A 14,157-nucleotide genomic window follows, 5' to 3' on the forward strand; every position below is an offset into this window, starting at 1 on the left:
TATCCGCGCTAGCGTTCGGTGGCGGTACTGTCTAGTACTGGGTTGATGAGGGCGCATGAAAACTGACGGCGAGACGAGATCGGAGCGCAAGGAGCGCGACATCATCCGGGCGGCGGCCGCGACCTTCATCAGCAAGGGTTATGACGGCACCAGCATGGAGGAGATCGCCACCAAGGCGGCGGTCTCCAAACAGACCATCTACAAGCATTTCACCGACAAGGAGACATTGTTTGGAGAGGTCGTCCGCTCGACGGCCGCGGGAGCGAACGACATCGTCGAGTTGGTGACGAACCTGCTATCCGACACCAAATTCCGGCAAGGCGGCTTGGCCAAGCTCGGGCGACTGGTGGTGACGACATTGCTGGACGACGAGTTGGTGAAGCTCCGCCGCCTGATCATTGCCAATGCCGATCGGATGCCGAGCCTGGGCCGCGATTGGTACGAAAAGGGTTTCGAGCGGATGCTCGGGACGATGGCGTCCTGCTTTCGAAAACTGTCGGCGCAGGGCCTGATGCGCGCCGATGATCCCGAGCTCGCCGCCAGCCATTTCTTCGGCATGCTCCTCTGGATTCCGATGAACGAAGCGATGTTCACGGGCAACCGCCATCCCCGATCAAGGGTCGAGCTGGAACGGCATGCCGACGCCTCGGTCGAGGCTTTTCTCGCTCTTTATGGAGTGCGGGACCGGCCGAACGCCGGAGGAAAGTCGAGCACCGCGCCGGTATAGGTCTCGACCACGTAACTGAACGGTTCGCCATCGCCGCGCGTCAGCACGGCCTGATGCTCGATGACCTTGTCGGGAATCGGCAAGGATGCGCCCGGATTGGCGCGCGGCAAGGGAGCGCCGCCGCTGTCCCAATCCTCAGGTAACGGCGACCATAGCAACGTCGCCGATACCGTATGCCGCTGAAACCGAAGCGGTTGAACGACGCGACCGAACGCCGCATCGCTGGTTTCTAGCGCCTGGTTCATGTCGGGCGTGAGGCGCGACGGGACGTACCAATTATCGGCCTCGGATAGGAAATACTCGCCGCAGCGCAATCGCACCCGGCGATAGGCGATCGGCTGGCCGGCCTCGACATGCAGCTGCTCACGGACCGCGGCGGGCGGTGGCTTGTCCTGGCCGCGGACGCGATCCGCGACGATCCTCGCGCCATCGGCGAGATGGTGGTGCGCGCACCAGCGGTCGAGCGTCAAGGTCGCGCTGTCATGGCTCAACAGGTCGGCGTTCAACGTCTGGAGCTCGGCCAGCGCTTCGAGCCTGGCGACGGGCGTGTCCGGCCAGGAGGCTGGTGCAGGCGATGCGGCGAGCGCCAGCATAGCCAGCGCGCATCGTACGGTCATTCGCTTCATTTTGACCAAGAAGGATGCTCCCGAGTCGGTATCGCCACATCGCCGCCCTTCAATGGATCGTCTCGCCGCGCGCGCACATGCCGACGAATTTCTCGATCCGCGCAGCCCGCGTTTCCGGTTTCTTCGCGGTCTCCACGCGGTACAAAATCGCGTAGCGATTGGATCCGGTAAGCGAGTCGAAGAACGCCCGCGCCGCTGGTGTTGCATCCAGCGCAGCCTTCAAATCCTCCGGCTCCGCCGCGGTCGAGGCTGGGGCATAGGCCGTATCCCATCGTCCATCGGCTTTGGCCGCCTCGATCTCGACCAGTCCCGCCGTGGCCACGCGGCCGTCAGCCATCAGTTGCTCCGCGCGCTTGCGGTTATTCTCCGACCATTTGCTGGTGCGCTTGCGCGGTGTGAAGCGGGTCAGGAACCAGGCCTCGTCATATTTGTCGATCTGCCCATCGATCCAGCCGTGACACAAGGCGCCATCGATCGCCTCCGCCTTGGTCAGGCTCGACGCGCCATTCCCCGCCTTGGCGATCTTCAGCCATATCCCGGGAGCCTTTCCGGCGGTCGTCGCCAGCCACGCCTCCCACGCTTCGGCGTCGACGAAATCCAGTACCGGCAATCCGCCGCGTTCTTCCACCATCGCGCTCCTTCGACCTGACGTTCCCTTGGCATCGCGGTGGTTGACAGCTCAAGCACTGTGTGACACACAGTGTATAACGCACACTATGTAAAGCACAGCTCATGCCGGTCGACGACGACATATTCGAAAAATTGCGCATCGAGCTTCGTCGGGGATCGCTGGTGCTCGCCGTGCTCGGGGCGCTTCGCGAGGAACGCTATGGCTATACGTTGCGCCAGTCGCTCGAGGATGCCGGGCTGCTGATCGACGAAGGCGCGCTTTACCCGCTGCTGCGCCGCCTAGAATCGCAAGGCCTGTTGATCAGCGAATGGCGCGAGGAGGCGAAACGAACCAAGCGATTCTACCGCCTTTCGGTCGATGGCACCGACACGCTCGCCGCCTTGCTCCGCGAATGGAATGCGATTTCAGAATCGATCCTGCGCCTTACCGAAAAGGACAAATGAGATGGACCTGATCGACCGCTATCTCGCCGCGATCGCGCGGCGCCTGCCCGCAGACAAGGCCGACGATATCGTGGCGGAGATCCGCGACGATCTGCTCACGCGCCAGGAAGTGCGCGAGGACGCGCTCGGACGTCCGCTCGACAAGAAAGAGGTCGCCGCTCTGATCAAGGATATGGGCCACCCGCTGCTGGTCGCCTCGCGCTATCGGTCGCAGCAATATTTAATCGGGCCGGACGCTTTTCCGTTTTTCGTCGCGACCTTGCGCATCGTGGCAATATTCCTGGCGATCGCGTTCGCCGTGACCGCCGCGTCGAGCGTGGTGTTCGGTCACGCCGACATCGTCCACGCCGCGATCGGCGCGACTGCTAACCTGTTGAGTTCGGCTGTGTTCGGCTTCGGCGCCGTGGTCGCGATCTTCTATGCGCTCGAACGTGCCGGCTTCCCGGCCGACCACCTCGCCAAATGGCGGCCGCAGGACTTGCCCGAGGTGAAGGACAAGCAGCCCGGTGCCTGGGGACCGGCGTTCGAGGTCGCGATCGGCGTCTATTTCATCCTGTGGTGGTGCGGATGGGTGCCGTTCCCGGCATATTTCGGCAACACAAAGGGACTGATTCTCACGCCGGATCCGATCTGGACCCTGCTGTGGTGGCCGGTGCTCGCGCTGATGGTCGCGCGCCTCGTCTTCAACCTCATCCAGTGGCTACGGCCGCGTTGGAAGGGGGCGCAGGCACTACTCGCGATCGGTACCGGGGCGGGCGGGCTTGGTCTCGCCTATGTAATCCATCGAGCGGGCCATTGGCTCACCGCGAGCGGTACGCTCGCCGCGGACAAATTGGCGCAGATCGATCGCGGCGTGAACGTCGGCATCCGCTGGGCGATCGTCCTGGTCGGAGCGATCATGGTGGTCCAGTGCTTTCAGGAACTGTGGCGGCTCGCCACGTCGCGTCCAGGGACGACGGGCGCGAAGATGATCTGACGGCTGGCTGATCGAAGGCGGACGGCTATGCCGCGCGCTTTTCCAGCGCGTGCGCTGCCTCGGCCATCAATTGCGCGATGATGTCCGCGACGGGCTCTTCCTTGTTGACCATGCCGACCGACTGGCCGGCCATCAGGCTGCCATGCTCGACATCACCGTCGATCACTGCGCGGCGCAGCGCGCCTGCCCAATAATGTTCGATCTGCAGCTGCGCCTCGGCCATTTCGACGCTGCCGTCGTTCAGCGCCTGCGCGACCTCGACCTGCTTGGCGGTGAACAATTCGGTCCCGGCATTCTTGAGCGCGCGGACCGGAATGACGGGCAGGCGCGGGTCGATCTGCACGCTGGCGACCGCATCGCGGGCATTGGCGCGGAAGAACGCCTTCTTGAAATTGGGGTGGGCGATCGATTCGGTCGCACAGGCGAAGCGCGTGCCGAGCTGGACGCCTGCCGCGCCCATGTCGAGATAGGCTGCGATCGCCTCGCCGCGGCCGATCCCGCCGGCGACGAATACCGGCACCTGCTCGGCGACCTCGGGCAGGATTTCCTGCGCCAGCACGCTGGTCGACACCGGGCCGATATGGCCGCCGGCCTCCATGCCTTCGACGACCAAAGCGTCGACGCCCGAGCGGATCAGCTTCTTGGCGAGCGCGAGCGCGGGGGCGAAGCAGATCAGTTTGGCGCCGTTGGCCTTAATCGCATCGAGCGATCCCGCCGGCGGCAGCCCGCCCGCCAGGACGACGTGCCCGACCTCATGCTTCTTGCACACCTCGATCAGGTCGAAGAGCTGCGGGTGCATGGTGATCAGGTTGACGCCGAACGGCTTCGACGTGAGTTCCTTGGTCCCGGCGATCTCCTTGTCGAGCAATTCCGGAGTCATCGCGCCGCATGCAATCAGCCCGAATCCGCCCGCGTTGGAGATGGCCGAAACGAGATGGCGCTCGCTCACCCAGGACATCGCGCCGCACAGGATGGCGACCTCGGAACCAAGGAATTCCACGCCGCGCGCCATGCGCCGCTTGAGGCGCTCGGCGCCGATCAATGAAGGGGAAGTCATGCCGCGGCACTAGCCTTGCCCGGGGGTTTGGGGCAAGCCCGTGTCATGCGACAGCACGCCACCGAGCTGACGGTGCGGACCCCTGGCCAGGGGTTGCACGATTGCACTGACAGGATTTGCCGCTGGATCGCGGATAGCGGCATCGAGACCGGCCTGTTGACGGTGTTCATCCGCCACACTTCGGCCTCGCTCGTCATCCAGGAGAATGCCGCACCCGCCGCGCGCCGCGACCTCGAACGCTATTTCGCCCGCATCGCGTCGGAATCGAGCGAGTACGAGCATGACGACGAAGGCCCCGACGACATGCCCGCGCACCTGCGCGCCGCGCTGACCCAGACCAGCCTGACGATCCCGGTGATCGGCGGCCGGCTGACGTTGGGGACGTGGCAGGGGGATCTACGTGTTCGAACACCGTCATGCGCCGCATGCACGGACGTTGGCGCTGCATCTGATCGGCGAATGAAGTCCGAAAGTCCCTCCCCTTCAGGGGCAGGGCTATCGCTTATGGATTTGGGGTGGGGCAGCGCCGATCAACTGAGCTGAACCGTCATGCCGGACTTGTTCCGGCATCCCATGCGCAACAACGGCTCGATTCCGTTGTGGAGGGTTGGACCCCGGCACAAGGCCGGGGTGACGACGAATAAACTGCTCGAGTTCCATATGCGATACCCCTCCTTCAGGGGAGGGTTGGCGGGTGGGGCGGTGCCCCAAGCAACCCGCTGGTGGAGAGTCCCCACCCAAACCCTCCCCTGAAGGGGAGGGGCTTGATAAGATTACGCCGCTTCCTCCGCATCGAGCCCATAGGCCGTATGCAGCACGCGCACCGCGAGTTCGGTCTCATCCTCGTGGATCAGCACACTGACCTTGATCTCGCTGGTCGAGATGGCCTGGATGTTGATCCCGCGCTCGCCGAGCGTAGTGAACATCTTCGACGCGACGCCGGCATGGCTCTTCATGCCGACGCCGACCACCGAGATCTTGGCGACCCGGGTGTCGTGGACCAGCTCGTCGAACCCGATCGACTCCTTCGCCTCGTTGAGCGCTTGGATCGTCCGCGCCAGGTCGACCGCCGGAACGGTGAAGGTAACGTCGGTCGATCCCGTGCGCCCCTGCGACTGGTGGGCGATATTCTGGATGATCATGTCGACGTTGATATTGGCCTTGGCCAACGGCACGAAGATCGCCGCGACCGATCCCGGCGTGTCGGACACGTTGGTCAGCGTGATCTTCGCTTCGTTCTTGTCATGCGCGATGCCGGTGATCAGCTGGCGTTCCATATCGTCGATCTCCTCTTCGCCCACGATCATCGTCCCGGGCAACGTGTCCGCCATCGGCGCATCATCGCCGGTGAACGACGACAGCACCTGGACGCGGACATTTTCCTTCATCGCGAGCCCGACCGAGCGCGTCTGGAGCACCTTGGCTCCCACGCTCGCGAGCTCGAGCATTTCCTCGTATGTGACCTTCTTGAGCTTGCGCGCCCTCGGCACGATGCGCGGGTCGGTCGTGTAGACCCCGTCGACATCGGTGTAGATGTCGCAGCGATCGGCCTTCATCGCCGCTGCCACCGCCACCGCCGAGGTATCCGATCCGCCGCGGCCGAGCGTGGTGACGCGGCCCTGTTCGCCATCGGCGCTGTCGGCGACGCCCTGGAAGCCAGGGATCACCGCGACCTCGCCCGAGGCCAGCGCGCGGTCGAGCGCGGTGGTGTCGATCTCCTCGATCCGGGCCGAAGCATGTGCGTCGCTGGTATGGATCGGCAATTGCCAGCCGAGCCAGCTGCGTGCCGGCACGCCGATCGCCTGAAGCGCGATCGCCAGCAGGCCCGACGTGACCTGCTCGCCCGCGGAGACGACGACGTCATATTCCTTGGGATCGTAGAGCGACGACGCCTCGCGGCAGAAATTGACCAGCCGGTCGGTCTCGCCGGCCATCGCCGATACCACCACGGCGACCTGATTGCCGGCATCCACCTCGCGCTTGACGCGATTGGCGACGTTGCGGATTCGCTCGATCCCCGCCATCGACGTCCCACCGAACTTCATGACGATACGGGCAGGGGTCGCGGCCATCGGAGGAGCGGAAGTCCTTTGGATTGGAGAGGCGCGCCTGATAGGAAGCCGCGATGACAAGCGCAACCGTAACGTCTGTAACCACTATCGACCCCGATGAAGCCGCCCATTTCGGCAAGCTGGCGCGCGACTGGTGGGATCCCAAGGGGTCGTCGGCGATGCTCCACCGGCTCAACCCGCCGCGGCTGGGCTATATCCGGCGGCAGGTCGACGCGCATTGGGGCGGCGATCCGACGAGCTTCGCGCCGCTGACGGGCAAGCGCGCGGTCGATATCGGCTGCGGCGCGGGGTTGCTGTGCGAGCCGCTTGCCCGCTTGGGCGCGGCGGTCACTGGAATCGACGCGGCGGCGGAGAATATCGGCGTGGCGCGCACGCATGCCGCGCAATCGGGACTGGCGATCGACTATCGCGCGGGGAGCGTCGAGCTATTGGCCGGCGAGCGGTTCGACCTCGTCACCAGCATGGAAGTGATCGAGCACGTCACCGATCCGGCGGCGTTCGTCGCCGGACTGGCCGGCGCGCTGGCCGATGATGGACTGATGATCCTGTCGACGCCGAACCGCACCGCCATGTCGCGGCTGGCGATGATCACGGTGGGTGAGGGCAGCGGGATGATCCCCAAGGGGACGCATGATTGGAGCAAGTTCCTGACGCCGGAGGAACTGACCGTATTGGTCGAGGATGCGGGGCTGAAGGTGATCGACATCAGCGGGCTGAGCTTCTCGCCGGGTCAGGGCTTTGCCGTGAGCGACGACACGAAATTGAATTACTTCCTGACTGCTGTCCGGGGGTAAGTTCCCTCTCCCTGCGGGAGAGGGAAGGAGCGCCCTAAGGGCGCGGAAGGGTGAGGGTCGAGCTCGGTGGCTCTTTCCTACCCTCACCTTTCCGCCGCTTCGCGGCTCCCTTCCTCTCCCAAAGGGAGAGGAAATATTACGCCATCACATTCCGCCCACGCGCCACCGTCGTGCTGTGCCCGACCACCGCATTGCTCGACTTCGCTCGGATCGTATCGACGAACAGCCAGTCGTTCGACACCGTCTCCTGCGTGATCGTCAGCGCCATGTAGCCGCGGTGCGAGGTATCGCACCATTTGAGCTCGGGATTGCCCGCCACCAGCCCGGCGGCGACGGTTTTTGGATCGATCTTCACTTCGTGTTCGTAGCCGGGCGAGGTCACGCTGTGCCCGGCGAATTCGACGCCCGCCGCCTTGCCGTCCTGCTTGAGGTCGAACGCCCAGCCATTGTGGCTGTCGCCCGAGATCACCACCAGATTGGCGTTGGTGCCCTGCGCGGCGCGCAGGAAGCGGGCACGGGCAGCGGGATAGCCGCCCCAATTGTCGTAATTGAACGGCAGGCCGAGTTTCCCTGCCTGGATGCCGGCGAGGACGTAATTCTTCGCCCGCTCGCTGGCATTGGGGTCGACCCAATTCAGCGCGGCGGCGGGCATCACCGTCTCGCCCAGGATCGTGCCGAATCCGACCAGCTGCCATGTCTGCCCGGCAGCGACCGATCGGCGCATCGCGTGGAACAGCCAGTCTTCCTGCTGCGTCCCCATCATCGTCGCGGCCGGATCCATCCACGGGCCGTCGCGGAACGCCTTCAGCGCCGCGATCGGGTCGGCTGCCTTGAACAGGGGTGCGATATCGGGCTGTTCGGTGCGCGCCAGCACGCGCGTTTCGGTGCGGAACAGGGTCGCGAGATCGCCGATATCGTACGCCTTCCACGGCTCGTCGCTGACCGGCATCCATTCGCGATAGGCCTGGATCGCGGCCAGCTTGCGCAGCGTCCAGTCGCCTTCGTCGGGCTGATGGTTCTCGGCGCCGCCTTCCCACGAATCATTGGCCGATTCGTGATCGTCCCATTGCACGATCATCGGCAACCGGGCGTGCAGCGCCTGGAGGTCGGGGTCGCTGCGATAGCTCGCATAGCGGATGCGATAATCGGCAAGGTGGACCAGTTCGTTGGCGGGCTCGGTCGAGCGCACTGCGTCCTTGGGGGCGGGATAACCACCGGTCTTATATTCGTAGAAATAGTCGCCGAGATGGATGGCGAGGTCGATATCGTCGCGCGCCGCCGCATGGCCATAAGCGTTGAAATAGCCGAACGGCATGTTCGAGCAGGAAAAGATCGCGGCCTTGAACGATTTGGCTTGCGATCCCGTCGGCAAGGTACGCGTCCGGCCGGTCGGCGACTTCGACCCGTCGGGGCCGACGAAGCGATAGAAATAGCTGGTGCCCGGCTCGAGCCCATCGACGGTGATCTTGGTCGTCCAGTTGCGCCACGGCCCGGTGATCGCCATGCCGTTGCCGGCGATTTTGGCGAAATCGGGCTGTTCGGAAAGCTCGACCGTCAGATGGACGGGCTTGCCGTCGGCCGGGACGTAGCGCGTCCATAACAGCATCGAATCGCTGGCCGGTTCGCCGCTCGCGACCGAATGGGTAAAACCGGTCGCGTTGCTGACGTTGATCGTCTGTGCGAACCCTGGGATGCTCCAGGCGCCCAGCCCCAAGGTCCCGGTGACGAGAAGCGAACGGCGATCGATCCGAAGCATAGGCTCTCCCTTTTCCCCGCCTCCTTGCGCGCTTCATATGGCGCGTTCGTGACAGGTCCGGTACGGACGCCGCCATGTTGCTACGGATGATGCGCGGGGGGCAAGCGGGCGTGCCGCTGGTCCTGGGTCTGATCTTCCTGTTCGCGGTGCTGTCGGTGCTGCGGCCGGTCAATCACGACGAGAGCCAATATGTCGCCGCCGCGATCCTGGCGCGCAACGCGCTGCCGTGGCGCGACTTCGCCTATTTCCAGACGCCGTTGCAGCCGGTGCTGTTCGCGCCCTTCGCGGTCAGCCTGGGGACGCTTGCCTGGCCGGGATTGAGGGTCCTCAATGCGGTGCTGGGCGCGATCGCGGTGCTGATGGTGGGCCGTGCCGCCCGGACAGCGGGCGCTTCGCCGCGGATGGCGATTATCGCCGCCGTCTTGTTCGCCGGCACCGACATCCTGCTGTTCAGCGCCGGGACGGCGCGCAACGATGCACTTCCTGCCGCGGCACTGGCGGGCGCGATCGTGCTGATCGTGCGCGCCGCGCAAGGGCAGGGAGCGGCGCGCCATGCGTTGCTGACCGGCTTCCTGCTAGCGCTCGCGGCGGGAGCGAAGATCAGTTACGCCATTCCCGCGGCCGCCTATTTCGTCTGGGCCTTGCTCGACCGGCGCCACCGTCCGGCGATGATCGCGCTTGGCGCGTTGCCGGTGATCGCGCTGATCGGCTGGATGGTCGCGCAGGCGCCTGAAGCGGCGCGGTTCGAGATGCTCACCTTCCCGGCGCTCGCTCCCGATCAGATGTACCGTGATGCCGGACGCGCCTTCAAATTGTCGCTCGGGTTCAAGGCGATCGATACGCTCAAGTTCCTCGCGCTGGGCACGGCCCTGCCGGCGATCGTCGCGGTTGCGGCGCGCTGGCGGCGTGATGAGCAGGGGCTGGCGCGATTGCTCGACATGCTGATCCTGGCCGGGCTGGTCGCGGCGCTGTTGCCCGAGCCGACCTGGCGGCAATATCTGCTGCCTGCGCTGCCGCCCTTGTTCGTGCGGCTGGCGTTGCTGTGGGAGAAGAAGCCGCCGGTGCGTTGGGAGCGGATCGCGTTCGCGGTCTTCTTCTTTGCCGGCTTGGCGCCGTCGGTCGAGGCGGTGGTGCTGACCGCCGAGCATGGCGCGCCAATGGCCAATGCCGTGACCGACGGGGCGCGGTTGAGCGCGGCGATGGACCAGCAAGGGGTGACCGGAATGGTCGCGACGCTATCGCCGCAATATGTCGCGGCGACCGGCCGCGCGATCGATCCGCGCTTCGCGGCGGGCCCGTTCTATTTCCGCAGCCACGATCTGCTCGATCCGGGGAGCGAGCGGGCGCTCAACCTGGTCTCTGCGAAGACTCTGGACGGTGCGGCGCTGCCCAATGCGGTGCTGGTCGGGGGCGACGCGGATGCCGAGGGCGGGGATGCCGCGCTCGAGGCGAAGCTGGCGGCCTGGGCGGCGCCGCACGCGGTCGGCATCGCCCGATTGAACGGAAGATTTACGCTCTACGTGCTGCGCTGACGCCGGTGCCGTCGCGGGCATCGATCAGCGACTGGTAATAGGCCATCAGGTCGAGCGCATGCTCGCGGTCGGTACGGACACGGCCCGCGGCGACGATCGCCGCCTTGCGCAGGATAGCGGGTTCGCGCGCGAACAGGCGTTGGATCGCCGCCGCGGCCGCGGCGGTATCGCGTGCGCGATAGGTTTCGCTAGTCAGCGGGTCGGCGACTTCGGCACAGCCGCCGGTATCGGGGACGATCAGCGGCAATCCCGATGCCATCGCCTCGGACGGCACCAGCCCGAACGGCTCGGCCTCCGAGCCATGGATCAGCGCGTCCGCGCTGGCCATGATCCGCGCGAGTTCGTTGCGTTCGTAAACCGGGCGGAACAGCCGGATATGCGGATTGCCGTCGATCCGGGCCTCCAGTCTCCTGCTCTCCGGGCCGGTGCCGAGCAACATCAGCCCAACCGGCAATTTGTCGCCCGCCATGCGCACGGCGTCGATGACGAGCGGCCAGCGCTTTTCGCCGTGATGACGACCGATCCCGATCAGCAGGTGTCCTTCGGGTGGCAGGCCGACTTGCCGCAGCATTGCGGCGCGCAACCTTTCGTCGCGCAGGCTGGGCGAGAAATGGCTGCGCTCGATGCCAAGCGTCATCGCCGTATCGATCCGCACGCCACGCCGCGTCAGCCGCTTCTGCAGCGCCGGGCCGTTGGTGACGACGGTGTCGTAGAGCGCGAGAAACCGGTTCATGTACCGCGCATAGATGGCGCAAGCGTCCTCGATCTGCTCGGGCGGGGCCAGCCCTTCGAGCCAGCGCATCGGATAGGCCGCGATATTGTCATTGTGCATGAAGAACGACTTGAGCGCGCTCCCCTGCCATTTTCCGACGATCCAGGCGGGGCGCCATGGCGACGACGTCTCGACGACGTCGGGCTGCAATTGGTCGAGCCAGCGCCAGATCGGCTCGTGACGCGAGAACAGGCCGTAATTCTTGTCGAACGGCAGGCCCGGTGATTTGATGTAGATGATCTTGCCACCGCCGGCGCGTTCCTCGACCCGATCTTCCTTGCCGCAGGCGATACAGATCAGTTCGTGGCCCATGTCGGCCATGATCGACATCTTGCGGTCGATATAGGTCCGCACGCCGCCGCCGGTCGGCGAGTAGAATTCGTTGACGTCGACGACCAGCATCGCGGGCGGCCTAGATCTGGCGCTTGATCAGTGCCTGGACCGCGAAGAACGCGGCGAAGGCGACATGAACCACGAGTGTCAGCGCGGTGGTGAAGGCGATCAGATTGGCGAGATCGACATTGGTCGCGTTGCTGTTGCTGTGCACCAGAATCGCGCTGGTCATCGTCGCGAACACCAGGTCCTTGTTCACGAACGGCAGGCGCGAGACCAGCATGCGCACCGCCGACAGGATCAGCCAGGCGCCGATGCCGACATTGGGCAGCCCGAAATGCCAGGCAAAGGCGATCAGCACACAGCCGACCGTCAAGCGCGCGGCATGGATCCAGAAAATCCACCACAGGGTCTTGCGGTCGAGCGAGAACACTTTGCGCGAGAAGATCAGGAACGGCAGGCACATCGCGATCACGACGGGGATGCCGATGGCCAGGCCGGTATAATAACGCGGCGGCAGCACCTCGAGCGCGAATGGCAGCGCGAGAGCGGTCATGACCAATGTCATCATGTTGCCCGAGATCGCCGACAGGATCGAGACGTCCTTGACCGCCCCGAACGGGGCCGCGACCATCGTCGCGCGTTGCCGCGCCCAGGCGTAGAAATAGGCATCGCCCGAATAGCCGACCACCGCCTCGTTCGCGATGCGCTTCTTGATCAGTGCGCCGAACCCCTCGAAGGGGATTTTCCATAACCGGCGGAAGATGATGTAGTCGCCGGTCGGCGGCGAGATGTAGAGGAGGGCAAAGGCGACGTAATAGAGCCAATTGTCCGGCGCGGCGTGGCTGAATCCGGCCAGCCCGGAACCGAGCAGTTGCTTCGCCAGGCCTGCGATCATCGCCAGGCTCAGCACGCCGGCGATGATCATCGGCCAGCGGCTCTTCAGGCTCCTGACGGGCTCAAGCCCGGCGAGGTCCTCGGCGGCGTCGACAATCTTCGGCGCCAGACCGGCGGCAGGATTGTTGGAGGCCCCGACAAAGCCGCTGTTCATCGACGCTCCAAAATCTGTTCATCCAAAGGCGGCAGTTCGGTATCCAATCGCACGTGCCCGGAAATAATGGCCGCTTAACGGCAACGCACGAGCACGACAATCGGCCCGCGACAAGCCGGTTGCCGCAAGCGCCGCGCGATTTGGGGGTGGAAAGCCCGAATCGCAAGTCCTATGTTGCGGTGCAGCATCGCTTCGGCGGCAAATAACACGGTTTTGCCCCAATTATTTCGCCGCCGAGAAACTTTTGACACAAATCGACGTTAGCGCGCCAACTCATGCTCAGTCCTTACGCCCCCGTAAGAATCCTGACTTTCGCTCACAGCCTTCAGGGCGGCGGAGTCGAACGTGCGATGTTGCGGATGATCCGCGGCTGGGTCGAATTGGGGCAGCACGTCACCCTGGTGCTGAGTTCGGCGCAGGGGCCGCTGGCGGCTGAAATCCCCGATGGCGTGCAGCTGATCGAGCTTGGAACGACGCATCTCGGCATGATCCGCGCACTTCCCCAAACAGTGAAGGCGGCGGCGCCCGATATCGTGTTCTGCCCGGGCAATCATTATAGCAGCGCGGCCGCGTGGCTGAAGCTGCGGCTTGGCCGCGATTGCCCGCCCATCGTGGGCAAAGTGTCCAACCGGCTCGATCGCGAGGATCAGTATTTTCCGGTGGCGCAGGGATATCGGGCGTTCCTGCGCTCCTATCCCAGCTTCATCGACCATCTGGTGGCGATGAGCCCGGCGATGGCCGAGGAGACTGTGCGGATGACGGGGATCGGCGCCGATCGCGTCAGTGTCATCGCCAATCCGCCGAGCCCCGAGCCGATCGGGGTACCGACTCCGCCGCTGCCGGGTGCCGATTATCTGATCGGGATCGGCCGGCTGACGCCGCAGAAGCGCTGGGACCGCGCGATCGACGCGCTGGCGCGAGTCGAGCGGCGCGACGCCAAGCTGATGATCGTCGGTGAGGGCGAAGTGCGCGGCGAACTGGAGAATCAGATCGACGCGCTGGGCCTGCGCTCGCGCGTCCATCTGCCCGGCTATTCGACCAACCCGCGGCCCGCTTTGGCGCAGGCGCGCGCCTTGGTACTGACGTCGGATTTCGAAGGCGTTCCGGGCGTGCTGCAGGAAGCGCTGGCGCTCGGCACGCCGGTGGTCGCAACCGATTCGAGCGTCGCGATCCGCGAGATCGTCGCGCATCCGCGTCTCGGCAGCGTCGTGCCGACCGACGACCCCCTCGCTTTGGTCTCCGCGTTCGACCATTGGCTCGCGCCCGGTCGCCCGCGCCCCGACCCGGTCCCCGAACGCGGCCGCGATTCGATCGAACGCTATGTCAGGCTGTTCGAAGAGCTGGTGCTCGATCGTAAGCTCAGGTCGTTGAGAAATTAGATCCGTCC

General features: G+C 65.1%; 13 protein-coding genes and 1 pseudogene. 7 read left to right on the top strand and 7 right to left on the bottom strand.

Annotated elements, in window-relative coordinates:
- The first annotated feature begins 55 nt into the window (after nt 1-55).
- Nucleotides 56-727: a TetR/AcrR family transcriptional regulator gene (locus Q0L25_RS10780; protein WP_296614105.1), complete on the top strand. Its 672-nt coding sequence runs from the start codon at nt 56-58 to the stop codon at nt 725-727.
- Here the strand turns inward: Q0L25_RS10780 and Q0L25_RS10785 are convergent.
- Together Q0L25_RS10785 and Q0L25_RS10790 are read right to left on the bottom strand one after the other, a co-directional pair.
- Nucleotides 670-1,353: a hypothetical protein gene (locus Q0L25_RS10785; protein WP_296614107.1), complete on the bottom strand. Its 684-nt coding sequence runs from the start codon at nt 1,351-1,353 to the stop codon at nt 670-672. The genes Q0L25_RS10780 and Q0L25_RS10785 overlap by 58 nt on opposite strands.
- A gap of 49 nt (nt 1,354-1,402) precedes the next feature.
- Nucleotides 1,403-1,984: a YdeI family protein gene (locus tag Q0L25_RS10790; protein ID WP_296614108.1), complete on the bottom strand. Its 582-nt coding sequence runs from the start codon at nt 1,982-1,984 to the stop codon at nt 1,403-1,405.
- A gap of 101 nt (nt 1,985-2,085) precedes the next feature.
- Here Q0L25_RS10790 and Q0L25_RS10795 point away from each other — a divergent pair, with 101 nt between their 5' ends.
- Both Q0L25_RS10795 and Q0L25_RS10800 read left to right on the top strand, forming a co-directional pair.
- Complete coding sequence (locus Q0L25_RS10795; protein ID WP_296614110.1) at nt 2,086-2,427, top strand: PadR family transcriptional regulator; 342 nt, start codon at nt 2,086-2,088, stop codon at nt 2,425-2,427.
- A 1-nt stretch (nt 2,428) separates the two neighbouring features.
- Complete coding sequence (locus tag Q0L25_RS10800; protein ID WP_296614112.1) at nt 2,429-3,403, top strand: hypothetical protein; 975 nt, start codon at nt 2,429-2,431, stop codon at nt 3,401-3,403.
- Nucleotides 3,404-3,428: 25 nt separating this feature from the next.
- On the opposite strand, the gene Q0L25_RS10805 is transcribed toward Q0L25_RS10800, so the two are convergent.
- On the bottom strand, nt 3,429-4,460 hold the full coding sequence (locus tag Q0L25_RS10805) for a nitronate monooxygenase (protein ID WP_296614113.1): 1,032 nt from the start codon (nt 4,458-4,460) through the stop codon (nt 3,429-3,431).
- A gap of 45 nt (nt 4,461-4,505) precedes the next feature.
- Between Q0L25_RS10805 and Q0L25_RS10810 the strand changes: the two are divergent.
- Nucleotides 4,506-4,923 (top strand): annotated as a pseudogene (locus Q0L25_RS10810) (secondary thiamine-phosphate synthase enzyme YjbQ).
- Between the two features lie 310 nt (nt 4,924-5,233).
- Here the strand turns inward: Q0L25_RS10810 and Q0L25_RS10815 are convergent.
- Entirely contained in the window at nt 5,234-6,532 is a 1,299-nt protein-coding gene (locus tag Q0L25_RS10815; protein ID WP_296614115.1) for an aspartate kinase, read from the bottom strand.
- Between the two features lie 53 nt (nt 6,533-6,585).
- On the opposite strand from Q0L25_RS10815, the gene ubiG reads away from it, so the two are divergent.
- Nucleotides 6,586-7,326 (top strand): bifunctional 2-polyprenyl-6-hydroxyphenol methylase/3-demethylubiquinol 3-O-methyltransferase UbiG, encoded by a 741-nt coding sequence (ubiG, locus tag Q0L25_RS10820; protein WP_296614116.1) that lies wholly within the window; start codon nt 6,586-6,588, stop codon nt 7,324-7,326.
- A gap of 136 nt (nt 7,327-7,462) precedes the next feature.
- Here ubiG and Q0L25_RS10825 read toward each other — a convergent pair whose 3' ends face one another.
- Nucleotides 7,463-9,082: an alkaline phosphatase D family protein gene (locus tag Q0L25_RS10825; RefSeq protein ID WP_296614118.1), complete on the bottom strand. Its 1,620-nt coding sequence runs from the start codon at nt 9,080-9,082 to the stop codon at nt 7,463-7,465.
- A gap of 74 nt (nt 9,083-9,156) precedes the next feature.
- Here Q0L25_RS10825 and Q0L25_RS10830 point away from each other — a divergent pair, with 74 nt between their 5' ends.
- Nucleotides 9,157-10,614 (top strand): phospholipid carrier-dependent glycosyltransferase, encoded by a 1,458-nt coding sequence (locus Q0L25_RS10830; protein ID WP_296614120.1) that lies wholly within the window; start codon nt 9,157-9,159, stop codon nt 10,612-10,614.
- Here Q0L25_RS10830 and Q0L25_RS10835 read toward each other — a convergent pair.
- Nucleotides 10,592-11,788 carry a glycosyltransferase gene (locus Q0L25_RS10835; RefSeq protein ID WP_296614121.1) on the bottom strand — a complete coding sequence of 399 codons (1,197 nt, stop codon included), beginning with the start codon at nt 11,786-11,788 and terminating at the stop codon, nt 10,592-10,594. The genes Q0L25_RS10830 and Q0L25_RS10835 overlap by 23 nt on opposite strands.
- A gap of 10 nt (nt 11,789-11,798) precedes the next feature.
- A complete protein-coding gene (locus Q0L25_RS10840) occupies nt 11,799-12,770 on the bottom strand; it encodes a hypothetical protein (protein ID WP_296614123.1) in 972 nt (323 codons plus the stop codon).
- A 275-nt stretch (nt 12,771-13,045) separates the two neighbouring features.
- On the opposite strand from Q0L25_RS10840, the gene Q0L25_RS10845 reads away from it, so the two are divergent.
- Entirely contained in the window at nt 13,046-14,149 is a 1,104-nt protein-coding gene (locus Q0L25_RS10845; RefSeq protein WP_296614124.1) for a glycosyltransferase, read from the top strand.
- The last annotated feature ends 8 nt before the right edge of the window (nt 14,150-14,157 follow it).

The sequence above is a fragment of the Sphingomonas sp. genome, assembly GCF_024508665.1.
GTDB lineage: Bacteria > Pseudomonadota > Alphaproteobacteria > Sphingomonadales > Sphingomonadaceae > Sphingomonas.

Coding starts and splice junctions, on each gene's coding strand:
- Q0L25_RS10780 (WP_296614105.1), top strand. CDS start 56: ATGAAAACTGACGGCGAGACGAGATCGGAGCGCAAGGAGCGCGACATC.
- Q0L25_RS10785 (WP_296614107.1), bottom strand. CDS start 1,353: ATGAAGCGAATGACCGTACGATGCGCGCTGGCTATGCTGGCGCTCGCC.
- Q0L25_RS10790 (WP_296614108.1), bottom strand. CDS start 1,984: ATGGTGGAAGAACGCGGCGGATTGCCGGTACTGGATTTCGTCGACGCC.
- Q0L25_RS10795 (WP_296614110.1), top strand. CDS start 2,086: ATGCCGGTCGACGACGACATATTCGAAAAATTGCGCATCGAGCTTCGT.
- Q0L25_RS10800 (WP_296614112.1), top strand. CDS start 2,429: ATGGACCTGATCGACCGCTATCTCGCCGCGATCGCGCGGCGCCTGCCC.
- Q0L25_RS10805 (WP_296614113.1), bottom strand. CDS start 4,460: ATGACTTCCCCTTCATTGATCGGCGCCGAGCGCCTCAAGCGGCGCATG.
- Q0L25_RS10815 (WP_296614115.1), bottom strand. CDS start 6,532: ATGGCCGCGACCCCTGCCCGTATCGTCATGAAGTTCGGTGGGACGTCG.
- ubiG (WP_296614116.1), top strand. CDS start 6,586: ATGACAAGCGCAACCGTAACGTCTGTAACCACTATCGACCCCGATGAA.
- Q0L25_RS10825 (WP_296614118.1), bottom strand. CDS start 9,082: ATGCTTCGGATCGATCGCCGTTCGCTTCTCGTCACCGGGACCTTGGGG.
- Q0L25_RS10830 (WP_296614120.1), top strand. CDS start 9,157: ATGTTGCTACGGATGATGCGCGGGGGGCAAGCGGGCGTGCCGCTGGTC.
- Q0L25_RS10835 (WP_296614121.1), bottom strand. CDS start 11,788: ATGCTGGTCGTCGACGTCAACGAATTCTACTCGCCGACCGGCGGCGGC.
- Q0L25_RS10840 (WP_296614123.1), bottom strand. CDS start 12,770: ATGAACAGCGGCTTTGTCGGGGCCTCCAACAATCCTGCCGCCGGTCTG.
- Q0L25_RS10845 (WP_296614124.1), top strand. CDS start 13,046: ATGCTCAGTCCTTACGCCCCCGTAAGAATCCTGACTTTCGCTCACAGC.